Below are 16089 nucleotides of genomic sequence, written 5' to 3'. Positions count from 1 at the left end.
AGCCGCAGACATGCATCGGTTTTCAGACGGTCGGGGGTGTCGCTCCACCCACTCCGCGTGTCAGCATTGGGGCGTGAACACACACCGATTGGCCCGTTTGCTGGGTGCCGCCGTGATCACAAACTCGGCGGCGCTGCTGAGCGCAACAATGTTCATTGCCCCGGTCTCCGCCGCCCCGTGTCCTGATGCGGAGGTGACGTTCGCCCGGGGCACCGACGAGGCACCCGGTGTCGGCGCGGTCGGGCAGCAATTCATCGATGCGCTGCGCTCGCAGGTTGGGGGCAGATCCCTCGGGGTGTATGCGGTCAACTACCCGGCCGGCGACGATCTCGCCCCGTCCGCATCGGCCGGCGCGGTCGATACCCACGCTCACGTGCGGTCCATGGTCGCCACGTGTCCGAACACCAAACTGGTGCTGGGCGGATATTCCCAAGGGGCCGGTGCGATAGATCTGGCCACCATCGCCCGGGCGCCGGTTGCGGGCCTGGTGCCCGACATCCTCACGGCCGACGAGGCGGAACATGTCGCGGCACTCGCCCTCTTCGGGAATCCGACGGGCAGATTCTTGGGCGCGCCCGTGACGGAGCTCAGCCCCTGGTACGGGGCGAAGACCATCGACCTGTGCGCGCCGGGCGATCCGGTTTGTTCTCCGGGCGCGCTGTTGACGTTGCCGACGCATGACGAGCTGTTCTCCCCCGAGCACCTGTCCTATGCGCACAACGGGATGCCCGGTCAGGCAGCGACTTTCGTGGCGGGCCGCCTTTAACGCGTTCGTTGTGGGCCGCTACGGCGCGAGCCTGACAAAGCCCGGCGATGGATCCGGCTGAACGCCAACGCCGCCCCCGCCGGTGTTACCACCGCCGTTGCCGCCACCTCCGCCGCTAGCACCGCCGCTCCCGCCGCCGGCGCCACCCGGCTGCGGACCGGCCGCCGGAGGCGGCGGCGCTTGCGGCGGCGGCTCCGCCACCTGTCGCGGCGGCGGCGGCTTTTGGGCTGGAGGCGGCGGCTGTTTCGGGGGCGGCGGCGCCGCCACCGGCTGGCGCGGCGCCTGAATCTGCGCCGCGGGCGGTGGCGTCGGAATCTGCGGCGGGTTCGGATCGGTGATCTCGCCGGAGGGAACGACAACAATCCGGCGCGTCGACCCGTTCCATCCCGTGCGGTTGGCCCGGATCGACGCGATCTTGCCTTGGTTGTATGGGCAATACGCCCCCACCGCCGCGGTGATGAACCGGGCCTCGGTGCGCGCGAGGCGACCGGGGGCGTACTCGCGCTCGGCCGGGTCGATGCCAAACGCGTTGTTCACCATGGCGTCCACCAGTCCGGCGGCGGGCATGCCGGCGTCGAGTGTGCGACAAACGTCGTGGGCGGTCTCGATCAGGTTCGGCACCCCCTGCAGGGCAGGGATGCCCTCTTGATCGAGCAGCGCCAGGAACCGATCGTCTTGGTTGGGGTCGGCCGCTGCCGCCGCGCCGCGCAGAATTGCGGCGCCGGTGAGCAACGCAAGGGCCGTTATCAGGACACCGGAGCGGCCGGTGGTGCCGATGAACATGGAGGGGCATCCATTCTGAATCGGGCCGTCATCGACGGGCGAATTGGCATCTGAAACCACGCGTACGCCGCCCCTCCGGTTTCACGGCGCACTGCTACAGCTCGAATCCGTTTACCTTATGTTCATCTTTTGTTCATTATGAGTTTCCATCATAAATCAACACCATTCCGCGGTAAATAGCCGATTTCTCCGGCCACGCCGGCCCGCCCAAACGGACTGTGCCGCAGGAGAAAACGGGCGAGTAAGGCGGCGTACTACACCGTCAGTAGTCGATCTCCGCATGCAAATCGAATTCGGCGAACGCCGCCGAAACGTTCTCGCGCAGGTCTTCTTTGGTATTCGGCCGGTCGAGCAGGTAGGCAGAGATCCTGATGAACATCTTCCCCTGGCCGCGGCCCGAACCCAGGAACAGTTGCCCGCCCATGGCCTCGAGCGTGCTTTTCTTGATGTCCGGCTCGAGGTTTCTCAGGTAGGCATAGTCGGCATCGGTGCCGTCGGGCCGGTTCGCCGCCGGGGACAGGTCACCGACGTTGGAGCACGTGACGGGAAGGGTGGAACCGCCGGCCGCCATCCCCGCCACCTTGCGGGCCGCCCACACGGGTGTCAGCGCCGCGAGCGGCAGCGGCGCCAACCACTCGTTGTCGGGGTCCTCCATCGCGGCGAGGATTCCTTGGGTGATCTTGGCCTGCATGTCCCCGAGGTCTGTCGCCGCGCGCGTGGGGTCGACCGTGACGTCGACGCTCGTAAGCGCGTTGCCGCGGGTGTCGTCCTCGGTCCGCAGCGAGACCAGGAACCGCAGGGTGACCGTTCCGTCCTCCTGGACGCGTCCGACGCGCACCGCAAGCCGGCACGCGATGCCCGCCACGAGCGAGTTGCTGCTTGCGCCAAGGCTTTTCGCTCGGGCATCCCATTCCGCCAGGTCGACGTATGCGGTCAGGGCCGGCACCTCGACCGTCTGATCGCCATTCGACGTCCTCGGCGCTGGTGGCGCCGCCTTCATCGACGACCTGAGCTCCTGGCGGTCGCGCCGCGCCCGTCGAGCGACGGCCCCCAGCGCGTGCGCCACGTCGGGCAGGTCTTTGACGCTCTGCCGGAGGTCTTCGCGCAACGCCCGCCCCAGCGTGCGCGATCCGGCAGGCGGATAACCGAATTCGCGCACGCGGCCCTCGGCGGCATCCTCGATCGCCTGGCCGAACGCGATGGCGTCGACGATCGTGTGCGACGCGACCAGGGTGACCGCCGTTCCACCGTCCTCGAGCGGCAGCACCCCTAGATGCCAGGCGGGTCCCCACTCCGGGTCTAGGGGCAGGCGCGCCCGCTCGTCGGCCCACGCGTTCACCTCGGCGCGCGGACGCGGCGTCGCGGCGAAATCGATGTCGGCCGACTCCGGAGCCAGGACCCAGCGATCACGCGCGAACGGCAGCGCGGACCGTTCGATCCTGCGCCCCAGCAGGCCGCGTCCGAGGTTGCGGTGAAAACGCCGCAACCCCTCGACGTCGACGGGACGGTTGTAGATCCAGGTGACCTGAATCAGCGCGCCGTGCACCGCGCGCAGCGCGAGGAATGCCGCCTGGTCCAGATACGCGAGCCTATCGTCCACCGGCTCAACGCCATTCGTGCTGACCTGCGCCTCCGGGACCGCGGGCGCCGCACCGTCGGTGAGGAGGTCGGCCAGGTGGGACGCCAGCGCCGTGGGGCTCGGGTGGTCCAGCGCCAGGGTCGCGGGCAGGACGAGGCCGGTGCGCTGGTTGAGGGTGTTGCGCAGCTCCAGGGCGGTCAGCGAGTCGATGCCGAGGTCCTTGAAGGGGCGGTCGGGATCGAGCGCGGCCGGGTCGGGGTGCGCCAACACCGCCGCGGTGGTGGCCGTGACCATCGCGGTAAGCGTGTCGAGCCGTTGCCGCGGGGTCTCGGCGGCCAGCCGGGCGGCCAGGCTCCGGGGGCTGGCGGTGGCCGCTTGGCGGCGGACGTGGGTCAGCGCGGACAGGATGGGGTCCAGCGTGTTGTGCCGCGCCTGGCGCGTCAACGCGCCGATATTGAACGGGCTGGCAACCAGATTGGGCCGCTGACTGGTCAGCGCGGCGTCGAACAGGGCGAGGCCGTGCTCGCTGGTGATCGGGGTCAGGCCAGTGGCGGCCAGTCGGGTCAGGTCGCCGGTCGTCAGGTGGGCGGTCATCCCGGACCGGGTCTGCCAATAGCCCCACGCCACACTGGTGGCCGCGCGCTGGGTGTCGTGGCGGCGGCGGGCCAGCGCGTCCAGGAATGCGTTGGCGGCAGCGTAATTGGCCTGTCCGGGGCTGCCCAATATTCCGGCCGCCGAGGAGAACAACACGAACGCGGCCAGGTCGCGGTCGGCGGTGAGCCGATCCAGGTGCCAGGCCGCGTCGGCTTTGGCGGCCAAGACCGCGTCGAGCTGTTCGGGGCTGAGGTCGGTCACGACGGCGTCGTCGAGGACGCCGGCGGCGTGGATGACGGCGGTCAACGGGTGGCCGTCGGCGATGGTGTCGAGCGCCGCGGCCAGCTCGGTGGGATCGCCTGTGTCGCAGGCGATGATCGCAACCTGGGCGCCCAGCGCCGTCAGGCGCTCGTGCAGTTCGCCCGCGCCGGCAGCGTCGGGCCCGCTGCGCGACAGCAGCAGCAGGTGCCGGATGCCGTACCGGCTGACCAGATGCTCGGCGAACAGCGCGCCGAGCATCCCGGTGCCGCCGGTGATCAGCGCCGTGCCCTCGGGGTCCAGCACCGCCGGCGGGATCAGGACGATCTTCCCGGTATGGCGGGCCTGGCTCATGTCGCGGAAGGCCTGCGGCGCGTTCACCAGGCCGTAGCTGGTGGTGGGCAACGGCTTGAGCGCGCCGGCGGCAAACAGCTTGAGCAGGGCGGCCCACGCCGGTTGCAGGGATTCCGGTGGCGCACTGGACAAGTCGTAGACGCGGTAGTCAACTCCAGGATGGGCCGCGGCGATGTCGCCGGCCACCCGGATGTCGGTCTTGCCGATCTCGATGAAAGTGCCTCCGCGGGGCAGCAATTGCAGCGACGCGTCGACGAAATCCCCGGCCAGGCTGTTGAGCACGACATCCATGCCCTGCCCGTCGGTGGCCGCCTTGAAGGTGTCGACGAAGTCCAGCGTGCGCGACGACGCGATGTGCGACGGGTCGATCCCCAGCCCGGCGAGCACATGCTGCTTGTCGGGGTGCGCGGTCGCGAAAACCTCGGCACCGAGGTGGCGGGCGATCTGGATGGCGGCCTGGCCCACCCCGCCGGCGCCGGCGTGGATGAGCACACGCTGCCCGGCCGACAACCCGGCGATCTCGACCAGCGAGATGTAGGCGGTCAGATACACGATCGGCGCGGATGCGGCCTGGGTGAACGACCAGCCGGCCGGAACGGGCACCACCATGCGCTCGTCGGCGATCGCGGTGGGCGCGAACGCGTTGTGCGGGAACAGCCCCATCACCGCATCCCCGCGGCGCAGCGATGTCCCGGGCCCCGCTTCCAGCACCACCCCGGCGGCCTCGCTGCCCAGGCCGTCGTCGGCGATGGCGCCCAGCGCCACGACCACGTCGCGGAAGTTCAGCCCCGCCGCGCGGATCTGGACGCGAATCTGCCCTGGCGCCAGCGTGTTTGGCGGGTCGGAGGGCAGCAGTGTCAGGTTGGCCAGGTCGCCCTTGCGGGTGGTGCCCAACTGCCAGTCGGGCGCATCCGGCGGCGCGAGGATCGGGGTGCGGGCCAGGCGGGGAATGTGGACAGCGCCGTTGCGCACGGCCAGCTGCGGCTCGCCGGCCGGTCGCGCCGAGGCGATGGCCGCCAGCTTCTCCTCGGTGGCGGAGTCGTCGGTGTCGAGCAACGTGATGCGGTCGGGGTGCTCGTTCTGGGCGGTGTGGACCAGCGCCCAGGCGGCGGCGTGCGCCGGGTCGGGGACGCCGTCGTAAGCGCTGACGTTGACCGCATGGCGCGTGACGATCACGAGGTGGGCGTGGGCGGCGTCGGGCCGGACCAGCCAGCCCTGCAGCTGGGCCAACACATCGCCGGTCAGGGTGTGCGCGCGCCGCAGCGGATCGGTTTCGTCCGCGTGCGGTAGCGGCCAGATCACCAACTCCGGGGGTGCGGCCACCGAGGCGAGGTCCTTATCCACCCACGCCGGCGGTTGGCCGCCCGACGGGCCGGCCAGCTCGGGCGCCGACGGCCAGGTCAGCTCGAACAGGCTGTCCGACAGCCCCGCCATCGAGGGCCGGCCGATCTGGTCGGAGACTTCGCGCAACGTCAACGCGCCGATGGTGATCACCGGCGCGCCGGTGGGATCGGTGGCGCGCAGCTCGTACGTGTCCTCGCCGGTGCGGGTCAGCCGCACGTGCAGCTGGCTGGCGGCCGTCGCATACAGGGTCACCCCGGTGAACGCGTACGGCACCCGCAGCGACGCCTGGTCAGTGCCGTCGGTGCGCTCCAACACGGCGGCGAGCGGGTGCAGGGCGGCGTCGAGGAGGGCCGGGTGGATGCCGTAGCCGGCGACATCCGTCCCCGCGGGCAACGCCACCTCGGCTTGGACGACGTCGGGCCGGGCGGGGTCGGTCGCGATGCCCCGCACCGACCGGAACAGGCCGCCGTACTGGTAGCCCCGCTGGGCGAGCCCGTCGTAGAAGTCGTCCTGGTCGAGCGCCTCCACCGGCGGCGGTATGGCCGGGGCCCCGGCGACCGGCTCGTCGGCACTCAGCGTTCCGCTGGCGTGCAGCGTCCACGCGTCGCCAAGCTGACCGCCGGTGCGCGAGTGCACGGTGAACGGGCGCCGCCCCTGCTCGTCGAGCGGTTGCACCAGGATCTGCAGATCGGCCGGGGCCTGTTCCGACAGGATCAGGGCGGTATGCAGCACCAGCTCGTCGATCGCCGGGCAGCCCGCCAGCTCGCCCGCCCGCAGCAGCACCTCGACGAAACCCGTTGCGGGGAACAGCACGGTGTCGTTGACCCGATGGCCGGCCAGCCAGCCCTGGGTGCCGGTCGACAGCCGCCCGCTGACCATGACCTGGTCTTGGTCGGCGAGCCCGACGACGGCGCCCAGCAAGGGGTGTTCCGCGCGGTCCAGGCCGAGCCCGCCGGCGTCGCCGGTCGGGGTGGGGGCCAGCCAGTAGCGGCGGCGTTCGAAGGGGTAAGTGGGCAGGGCGACGGTATGGGCGTGGGGGTACAGCGCCGGCCATGTCGGGCTGTGGCCGTGGTTGTGCAGCTGCGCCAGCGCGGTGGCCAGGCTGTCCTGGTCGGGGCGGTCGCGGTGCAGCGTGATGACGACCGACGACTGGGTCCGCCCGACGGCCTGGGCCAAGGTGTCGGTGAGCGCCGGGGCCAACACCGGGTGCGGGGAGAGCTCCACGAACGTGCACTCGCCGGCGGCCAGGCGCTCCAGGACGCGGTCGTGGAATCCGACCGGCTCGCGCAGGTTGCGATACCAGTAGTCGGCGTCCATGGTGGTGGTGTCCAGCGGTTCGGACGAAACCGCTTGTCCCACGGTCGAATACAGCGGGATGCGCGCGGGTACCGGGACCAGGCCCGCCAGGCCGGCCAGGAGGCGCTCGCGTGCCGGTTCCACCTGGGCGGAGTGCGAGGCGTAATCGACCGCGATCTGGCGGACGTGCAGTCCGTCGCGCTCGCCGGCCGCGGTGAACTCGGCCAGCGCGGTGGGGTCGCCGCTGATGATGGTGTGCGAGGGGCCGTTGATCGCCGCGATGCTCAACGCGTCGCCCCACGGTTGCAGGCGCGGCTGCAGTTGTGCGGCGTCCAGCAACACCGAAGCCATGCCGCCGGTGCCGCGCAGGTCGCTCAGCGCCTGGCTGCGCAGCGCCACCACCTTGACGGCGTCGGGCAACGGAAGGACCCCGGCGATGTACGCCGCGGCGATCTCGCCCTGGGAGTGGCCGATCACCGCGTCGGGCACGATTCCGTAGCCGGCCAACACCTCGGCGAGCGAGACCATCATGGTGAACAGCACCGGCTGGACCACCTCGACGCGATCCAGCGCCGGCGCCGCCGGGTCCTGCAGTAGGACATCGCGCACGGACCAGTCGGCGAAGGGGCGCAACGCCTCGTCGCAGGCGTCCACGGTGGCGGCGAACACGCGGTGGCGTTCATAAAGCTCACGGCCCATGCCCGGGTACTGGGCGCCCTGGCCGGGCAACACGAACACGGTCTTGCTCCGCAGGTGGGCCAGGTAATGGTGGCCGGTCAGGTTCGGGTGGGGCTGGCCGTCGCGCAGCGCCTCCAGCGCCTCCAGCAGGTCCTCGCGCGGGTCGGCGCTCGACGCCGACGCCGTGATGACCGCCCGGTGCGAGTGGTGGGTGCGGGTGGCGCCCAGGCTGTAGGCCACGTCGGTCAGGTCCAGTCCGGGGTGGTCGAGCAGATGCTGGTGCAGCCGCTCGGCCTGCCCGGCCAGCGCCGCCGGGGTGCGTGCCGACACCGGCCACAGCCGCAGGTCGAACTCGGCACCCTCCTCGGTGGGCTCGGCCGCCTCTGGGGTCGGGGCTTGCTGCAGGATGACGTGCGCGTTGGTGCCGCTGATCCCGAAGGAGGACACCGCCGCGGTACGGGGATGGTCGGTGTGCGGCCATGGCACCGGCTCGGTGAGCAGGCGCACCGTGCCCGCCGACCAGTCCACGTGCGGGCTGGGGCGGTCGACGTTGAGCGTCGGGGGCAGGGTGTCGTGGTTGAGGGCCTCGATCATCTTGATCAGTCCGGCGACCCCGGCGGCGGCCTGGGTGTGGCCGATGTTGGATTTGATCGATCCCAACCACAGCGGGTGCTGCGCGTCGCGCGCGGTGCCGTAGGTGGCGATCAGCGCGCCCGCCTCGATCGGGTCGCCAAGGCTGGTGCCGGTGCCGTGGGCCTCGACCACGTCGACCTGATCGAGCGCGATGCCGGCGTTGGCCGCGGCCTGGGTGATCACGCGTTGCTGGGCGGGCCCGTTGGGGGCGGTCAGGCCGTTGGAGGCGCCGTCCTGGTTGATCGCGGAGCCCGCGATGACCGCCAGCACGGGGTGGTGGTGGCGCTGGGCGTCGCTGAGCCGCTCGAGCACCAGCACCGCGGCGCCCTCGCCCCAGCCGGTGCCATCGGCGTTGGCGGAGAACGCTTTACAGCGCCCGTCGGCGGCCAACCCGCGCTGCCGGGCGAACTCGGTGAACACCGACGGGGTGGTCATGACGGTGGCGCCACCGGCGAGGGCGAGGGACGACTCGCCGTTGCGCAGGGACTGACACGCCAAATGTGTGGCCACCAACGACGACGAGCACGCGGTGTCGATGGTGATGGCGGGGCCCTGCAAACCGAGGGCGTAGGCGACGCGGCCGGAAGCGACGCTGGTGGACAGGCCGGTCAGCGCGTAACCCTCCACGCCGTCGGAGCCGCCCGAGCCGTAGGACTGTGACCACGCCCCGACGAACACCCCGGTCTCCGAACGTGCGAGGCCGGCCGGGTCAATTCGCGCCGTTTCCAACGCTTCCCAGCACACCTCCAGCAGCAACCGCTGCTGCGGGTCCATCGTTTGGGCCTCGCGCGCCGAGATCCCGAAGAAGTCCGCGTCGAACTCGGCCGCCTCGGCCAGAAACCCGCCCACGCGGGTGTAGGTCTTGCCCACCGCATCGGGATCGGGATCGAACAGCTCCGCCAGGTTCCAGCCGCGGTCGGCCGGGAACTCCCCCAGCGCATCGACACCGCCGGCCACCAAATCCCACAGCGCCGCCGGCGAATCCACCCCGCCGGGGAACCGACAGGCCATGCCCACCACCGCAATCGGCTCGTCCGACTCCGCCCGCGACCCGACTTGCGGGGCCGCCGCGACCGATCCGCTCATCCGCAGGCCCAGGTGCGTGGCCAACTCGTCGGGGGTCGGGTAGTCGAACGCCAGCGTGGCCGGCAATTCGAGCTTGGTTTCGGTTTTGAGCCGGTCGAGCAACTCGGTCGCTTTCACCGAGTCGAACCCCAAGTCCTGGAACGGGCATTCGGGGTCGATGTCCTGGGGGCTTGCGTTGCCCAACACCGAAGCCACCTGCGAGCACACCACACCCAGCAGCAGGTCGTGCTGCTGCCGGCTCAGCGCGCGCAGGCGTTGCGTCCAATCCGCGTCGGGCTCCGCGCCGGTGTCCTCGGCGACACGCGGTTCCGGCCGGCGGGCCGGCTCGTCCCAGCGGGTGAATTCGTTGCGCAGGTACCGCTGCAGGGAATCCCGCCGCCTCACCTTGCCGCTGGTGGTGAGGGGAATCGAATGAGGCGGCACCAGAACGAGATCCGCCACGCTCAGTTCATGCGCCCTCGATATCGCGGCGGTGATCTCGCGCCTGACGGCGCGCAGCTTTTCTCCGGCCTCCTCGGGATCGCCGCCCGCCTTGAATTCGACGATGGTGACCAGCTTTTCGACGCCGTCGTCGTCCGGAACCGCGATCGCCACCACGCGGCCCGCGGTGATCTCCTGGATCGTCGCCTCGATGTCGTCGGGGGCGTGGTTGCGCCCGTAGACGATCAGGAGGTCCTTGATGCGCCCGACGATGAACATCTCGTCGTCGGAGAAGAAGCCGAGGTCTCCGGTTCTCAGCCACGGCGCTTCGGGTGTGCCGGCCGACGGATTGACAAGCGTTGCGCCGAAGGTGCGTTCGCTCTCTTCCGGTTTCTGCCAGTAGCCGGAACAGACGTTGTCGCCGTGCACCCAGATCTCGCCGACCGTTCCCGGCGCGCACTCGATGCTGGTCTCGGGGTCGACGATGCGCACCGTCTGCGTGTTCGGCATGCCGTAACTGACCAGCGGTATGCCTTCTCCGCCCGCGCATCGCCGCGCGTCACCGGCGGTCAGCTTTTCGGATTCGAAGTAGACGGTCGCCGGCGGTAGGCCGGTGTCCAGCGTGGCCACCAGGAGCGTGGCCTCGGCAAGGCCGTACGAGGGCCGCAACGCCTCGGGGCGAAGGTTGAAGCGGGCGAACCGCTCGGCGAAGCGCCGCAGCGTCGGGGGGTTGACGCGTTCGGCGCCATTGAGGATGTTGCGCACGCCGCCGAGGTCGAGCCCGGCCAGGTCGTCGTCCGACGTTTTCCGCGCGGCCAATTCGAACGCAATGTTCGGCCCGGCCGAAAACGCGTGCGGGTTGCTGGCCAGCAGCTGCATCCAGCGGGCCGGTCGCTGCAGGAACGCCGGCGGGCTGGTGAGCACGGTGCGGAACCCCGCCATGATCGGGAAGCAAATGCTCAGGACCAGGCCCATGTCGTGGAAGAACGGCAGCCACGACACCACGGTGGTGTCCGGCGGGGCGATCCCGTCCACGTAGTAGGAGGCCATGATCTGTTGGCAGTTGACCTGAATGTTCTTGTGCGAGACCACGACTCCCGCGGGCGTGCGGGTCGAGCCGGAGGTGTATTGCAGGTGCGCGACGCTCGGCAGATCCTCGGCGTCGACGGCGGATCCCGGCTCCGCGTCGAGGTCCAGCAGATCGACCTCGACGAGCGATGGCGCGCGCTCGCCGGGCTTCGACTGGATGTACTCGGCGATGTCGCCCGCGACGGGGGAGGTCGTGAGGATGGACGACGGCGACGCGTCCAGCAGGACGGAGCTGACGCGTTCGTCGCCGGCGCCCCGCAGTGGAAGCGGCAGCGGAACCGCGATCTGGCCGGCCTGCAGCGCGCCCAGGAAGGCGAGCAGGTACTCGAGTCCCTGTGGCGCCAAAATCACCGCGCGGTCGCCGTTGGATCCGCACGCCTTGAGCTCCCGCGCGACGTTGCGCGTTCGCCGGTACAGCTGCGACCACGTCAGGCTTTCCGCCACCCCCGCCGGGTCCTGCTCGTAGTCGACGTACGTAAACGCCGTCTCGTCGGGCCGCAGCAGGGCCCGCTCGCGCAGCACAGCGGGGATCGAAGTCTCGAGCACGGCTTGACGATACCGAGGAACGGACAGGGCGTCGCCGAAACCGGCGATTGGCCGCCATCCGCTGGTAATCAAACGCGTGTCGGACAAGCGCGGCAGGGTCGAAATAGTCTGGCGGGCAAGCGCATTGACGGCGATCGTCGGCCCGTGCCGGGGACCGCGACACTGAAAACAATCGTTCCCAGATTTCTTCGAGATCCGGTTGGGTAAACCGGCGGCGGAAGCGCGTTTGCCCTGGCAGTCGGGTCGCGCTCAGGACGCCTGCGCGTACTGCCAGACCACGGCCCCGCCGTCGGCCCCGGGGTTGCACCACATGGTGCGGCCGGCCGCGTCACGGATGGTGGCGTTGCGCACCGAGCAGGGGTGGCCGGCGGACGGGGTGTTGACATAGGCGACGCCCATCCCGAGCGCGACGAGGATGGCGGTAGCGGACGACACCATCGCCAACCGGAGGAATCCGAGTTTCCTGTTCGCCTTCTTCTCCGCCGCAGTGCGCATGGGCTGCTCCTCATGTCAGATGCCGGATCGGTGGTCGAGTCGAGCATCGGCAGGCGGCCTTGAGGGATTCTCAACGGATTCTTGACAGGCGTTCGCGCCGGTCAGCCCGCCAAGTACCCTTAGGTACCCATGACCCAGCCCGATCTCGTCCTGTTCAGCGTCGACGCGCACGTCGCGCTCATCACCGTCAACGACCCGGACCGGCGCAACGCCCTCACCGATGAGATGTCGGCGCTGCTGCGGTCGGCCGTGGAGCGGGCCGAGGCCGACCCCGACGTGCACGCCGTCGTGGTCACGGGCGCGGGCAAGGCGTTTTGCGCCGGCGCCGACCTCAGCGCGCTGGGCGCGGCCGGCGGCGGGGCGGCGGAGTCGGGGCTGCAGCGGCTCTACGACGGTTTCATGGCCGTCGGCAATTGCCGGCTGCCGACGATCGCCGCGGTCAACGGCGCGGCCGTCGGCGCGGGTCTGAACCTGGCGCTGGCCGCCGACGTGCGCATCGCCGGGCCGCACGCGCTGTTCGACCCCCGGTTCCAGAAGCTGGGGCTGCACCCGGGCGGGGGCGCGACGTGGATGCTGCAGCGCGCGGTCGGTCCGCAGGTGGCTCGGGCGGCGTTGCTGTTCGGGATGCGCTTCGACGCCGAATCCGCTGTGCGCCACGGCCTGGCACTGAGCATCGCCGACGATCCGGTCGCGGCTGCGCTGCAGCTGGCCGCAGGGCCCGCCGCGGCTCCGCGCGAGGTGGTGCTGGCGACCAAGGCGACGATGCGCGCCACCATCAACCCGGGCTCGCTGGACAGCGAGCAACACGACCTCGCCATGCGGACCGAACTCGGGCCGCAGGCGTCGTCCATCCAATCTCCGGAATTCGCAAGCAGACTGGCCGCGGCGCGGCGCAAGTAGCCGGCGCTACAGGTCGAGCACGGCGGTCTCGGGCGATTCGATCAGATCTCTCAGCTCGCAGAGGAACCGCGCCACCTGGGCGCCGTCGGCGACGCGGTGGTCGAACACGCACGTCAGCGCCATCGTCGAGCGCACCGCAACCTCGCCGCCGACGACCACCGGGCGGGGCCTGATCGCGCCCATGCCCAGGATCGCCGCCTCGGGGTGGTTGATCACCGGCACGCCGTCGTCCACGCCGAGCGCCCCGAAGTTCGACACGGTGAACGTGGAGCCCGTCAGCTCGGCCGGCGTCAGGGTGCCCTCGCGCGCGCCCTTGATCAACTCGGCGGTCCGGCCGGCCAACTCCCGCGTGGTCATCGTCTGCGCGTCGGCGATCACCGGCACCAGCAGCCCGCGTTCGGTGGCCACACCGAACCCCAGATGCACGCCCCGATGGAGGTGCACCTGCGGGCCTTCGGGCGAGTCAACCCATGTCGAGTTGAGAATCATGTTGTGGCGCAAGGCAATAATGAGCAGCCGAAGCGTGAGCACGAACGGCGTGATATCGGTGTGCGCGGCACGGTCGCTCAGCCGCAGCAACGCGGTGCAATCCACGTCGACGCCGGCCTTCGCCGCCGGGATCTCCCGGTGGGACAGCGCCATCTTCTCCGCCATCCGGGCGTGCACGCCGCGGACCGGCCGAACGTCGTCCGCCGCCCGGTGCGCGGCCGCCAGCACGTCGGCCCGCGTGATCACCTCATCCCCGTCGCGGCGCAGCGAGGCGAGATCGACCGCCAGCTCCTTGGCCAACTTGCGCACCGGCGGGGCGGCGAGCGGGCGCCCGGTCCGCCGGCTGGCGTCGATGCCCGCGTCGGCGCCGTAGCCGACGAGCGTCGGCACCGCGGCCTGCCCGGGTGCGGTGTCGATGCGGACCAGCACCGCGCCCACCTTGAGCACATCGCCTTCGGCGCCGTTGGTTTCGACGATCCGCCCGGCGTACGGGCTCGGGATCTCCACCTCGGCCTTGGCCGTCTCCACCGAGCACAACACCTGGTTGAGCTCGACCTCGGATCCGGCCTCGACGTACCAGCACGACACCGTCACCTCCTCGAGCCCCTCGCCAAGGTCGGGGACGCGGAATGACATCACCCGGTCGTCGGTGCTCATGGCATTGCCAGCGCGCGCTCGACGCAGTCCAGCAGCCGGTCGGGCCCCGGCAGCCACAGCCCCTCCAACCGCGCCGGCGGGTAGGGCGTGTCGAAACCGCAGGCGCGCAACACCGGCGCCTCCAGCTCGTAGAACATCTCCTCCTGGATGCGCGCGGCCAGGCCGGCCCCGTAGCCCAGGCTGCGCGGCCCCTCGTGCACCACCACGCAGCGCCCGGTCCGGTGGATCGACGCGGCGACGGTGTCGAAGTCCAGCGGGACCAGCGACCGCAGGTCGATGACCTCCAGGCTCCAATCACGTTGGTGCTGAGCCTCTTCCGCGGCGGCAACGGCGGTGTTCACCAGGCTGCCGTAGGTGACGACGGTGACGTCGCGGCCGGGCCGGCGCACCGCGGCCTGCCCGATGGGCGGTTCGGGCCGGGTGGTGTCGACCTCCCCGCGCCCCTGGTAGCGCCGCTTCGGCTCCAGGTACATCACCGGGTCGGGGCAGGCGATCGAGTGGCGCAGCAGCCAGTAGGCGTCGGCCGGGCTGGACGGCACCACCACCTTCAGGCCGGCCGTGTGCGCCCAATAGGACTCGGTGGAGTCCGAATGATGCTCGGCCGCACCGATTCCCCCGAACGAGGGGATCCGGACGGTGACCGGCATGTTGATTTCGCCGCGGGTGCGGGTGCGGTACTTCGCCAGATGGCTGACCACCTGGTCGAAGGCCGGGTAGGAGAACCCGTCGAACTGGATCTCGGGCACCGGCACGAAGCCGCGCAGCGCCAGGCCGATCGCGATGCCGATGATGGCGGATTCGGCCAGCGGCGTGTCGAAACACCTTGCCTCGCCGAATGTTTCGGCCAGGCCCTCGGTCACCCGGAACACCCCGCCCTCGACGGAGACGTCCTCGCCGAACACCAGGACGCGGTCGTCGGCGGCCATCGCGTCGTGCAGCGCGCGGTTGAGCGCCTGCACCATGGTCAGCGGCTGCGCGGCGGGCGCGTCGCGGGGCGGCGCGGCCGGGCGGTCCTCGAGCTGGGTCATTCGAGCCGCCCCAGCTCGGCCAGCAGCTGCTGGCGCTGCGCCTGCAACCCGGGGGTGATCTCGGCGTACACCGTGGTGAACACCTCGTCGACGTCGAAGTCGGGCGCGTCGAACACCGCGTCGCGCAATTCGGTCCGCATCCGCTTCGCCCGCGCGGCGACCCGCTCCTCCAGGCGTTCGGACCACAGCCCCTGGCCCTGCAGGTAGGTGCGGTAGCGCGGGATCGGGTCGAGCGCCGCCCACCGGTCCACTTCGTCCTGCGTGCGGTATCGGCTCGGATCGTCGGACGTGGTGTGCGGGCCCAGCCGGTAGGTGACCGCCTCGATCAGCGTCGGGCCGCCACCGGCGCGGGCGCGGGCGGCGGCCTCGGCCATCACCGCGTAGCACGCCAGCACGTCGTTGCCGTCCACCCGGATCCCGGGCATCCCGTAACCAATCGCCTTGTGCGCGAGGGAAGGTGCGGCGGTCTGCCTTGATACCGGGACCGAGATCGCCCACTGGTTGTTCTGCACATAGAACACGCACGGGGCGACGAACACGGCCGCGAAGTTCAGCGCCTCGTGCACGTCGCCCTCGCTGGTGGCGCCGTCGCCGAGGAACGCGACCGTCACCGAATCCTCGCCCAGGCGTTGCGCGGCCATCGCGGCGCCGACGGCGTGCAGCGTCTGGGTGCCGATCGGGATGGACATCGGGGCGCAGCATTTCTTGGTGAATTCCAGTCCGCCGTGCCACGTCCCGCGCCAGGCCGCCCCCACGTGCCCGGGCGGAATGCCGCGCACCAGGTACGCGCCGAGCTCGCGGTATTGGGGAAACAGCCAGTCCGTCTTGCGTAGGCACGCGGCGGCCCCGACCTGGGCGGCTTCCTGGCCGCGGCACGACGCGAACAGCGCCAACTGCCCCTGGCGCTTCAGGTTGACGAATTCGGTGTCCAGCTCGCGGGTGACCACCATCATCTCGTAGAGCCAGCACAGGGTTTCCGGCGGAAGGCCGCGGCCGTAACGGCTTTCGGGCGTCGGCGTGCCGTCGGCGGCGACGAGTTGGATCGGGTCGAGGTCGACGGTCATCGGCGTCTGAGACACATCCGCCATACCGCC

Annotated in this window: 8 protein-coding genes; 2 read left to right on the top strand and 6 right to left on the bottom strand. The window is 70.7% G+C overall.

What is annotated here, in order from left to right; genetic code table 11:
- Positions 1 to 73: 73 nt before the first annotated feature.
- Positions 74 to 766 (top strand): cutinase family protein, encoded by a 693-nt coding sequence (locus AWB89_RS04185; protein WP_241520423.1) that lies wholly within the window; start codon positions 74 to 76, stop codon positions 764 to 766.
- An 18-nt stretch (positions 767 to 784) separates the two neighbouring features.
- Here the strand turns inward: AWB89_RS04185 and AWB89_RS04180 are convergent, their stop codons facing one another.
- The 3 genes from AWB89_RS04180 to AWB89_RS04170 form a co-directional block, all read right to left on the bottom strand.
- Positions 785 to 1549 (bottom strand): DUF732 domain-containing protein, encoded by a 765-nt coding sequence (locus tag AWB89_RS04180; RefSeq protein ID WP_085094328.1) that lies wholly within the window; start codon positions 1547 to 1549, stop codon positions 785 to 787.
- Positions 1550 to 1811: 262 nt separating this feature from the next.
- Positions 1812 to 11426: a type I polyketide synthase gene (locus AWB89_RS04175; protein WP_085171782.1), complete on the bottom strand. Its 9615-nt coding sequence runs from the start codon at positions 11424 to 11426 to the stop codon at positions 1812 to 1814.
- Positions 11427 to 11675: 249 nt separating this feature from the next.
- Positions 11676 to 11921, bottom strand: coding sequence for a hypothetical protein (locus AWB89_RS04170; protein WP_085094324.1), 246 nt, complete (start codon positions 11919 to 11921; stop codon positions 11676 to 11678).
- A 129-nt stretch (positions 11922 to 12050) separates the two neighbouring features.
- Between AWB89_RS04170 and AWB89_RS04165 the strand changes: the two genes are divergently transcribed.
- Positions 12051 to 12821, top strand: a complete 771-nt coding sequence (locus AWB89_RS04165) for an enoyl-CoA hydratase (RefSeq protein ID WP_085171780.1) — start codon at positions 12051 to 12053, stop codon at positions 12819 to 12821.
- Between the two features lie 6 nt (positions 12822 to 12827).
- Here the strand turns inward: AWB89_RS04165 and AWB89_RS04160 are convergent, their stop codons facing one another.
- Genes AWB89_RS04160 through pdhA form a run of 3 tightly spaced genes read right to left on the bottom strand, consistent with a single transcriptional unit; the run spans position 12828 to position 16083 of the window.
- A complete protein-coding gene (locus tag AWB89_RS04160) occupies positions 12828 to 13967 on the bottom strand; it encodes a dihydrolipoamide acetyltransferase family protein (RefSeq protein ID WP_085171778.1) in 1140 nt (379 codons plus the stop codon).
- A complete protein-coding gene (gene bkdB / locus AWB89_RS04155; protein WP_085171776.1) occupies positions 13964 to 14995 on the bottom strand; it encodes a 3-methyl-2-oxobutanoate dehydrogenase subunit beta in 1032 nt (343 codons plus the stop codon). The genes AWB89_RS04160 and bkdB overlap by 4 nt, the downstream gene beginning before the upstream one ends.
- Positions 14992 to 16083 (bottom strand): pyruvate dehydrogenase (acetyl-transferring) E1 component subunit alpha, encoded by a 1092-nt coding sequence (pdhA, locus tag AWB89_RS04150; RefSeq protein ID WP_085171774.1) that lies wholly within the window; start codon positions 16081 to 16083, stop codon positions 14992 to 14994. Before pdhA ends, bkdB begins: the two co-directional genes overlap by 4 nt.
- Positions 16084 to 16089 lie beyond the last annotated feature (6 nt).

It is taken from the genome of Mycobacterium paraense, from assembly GCF_002101815.1.
GTDB lineage: Bacteria > Actinomycetota > Actinomycetes > Mycobacteriales > Mycobacteriaceae > Mycobacterium > Mycobacterium paraense.
The sequence above is the reverse complement of the archived record's forward strand: the minus strand, read 5'-3'. Positions and strand labels throughout refer to the sequence as shown.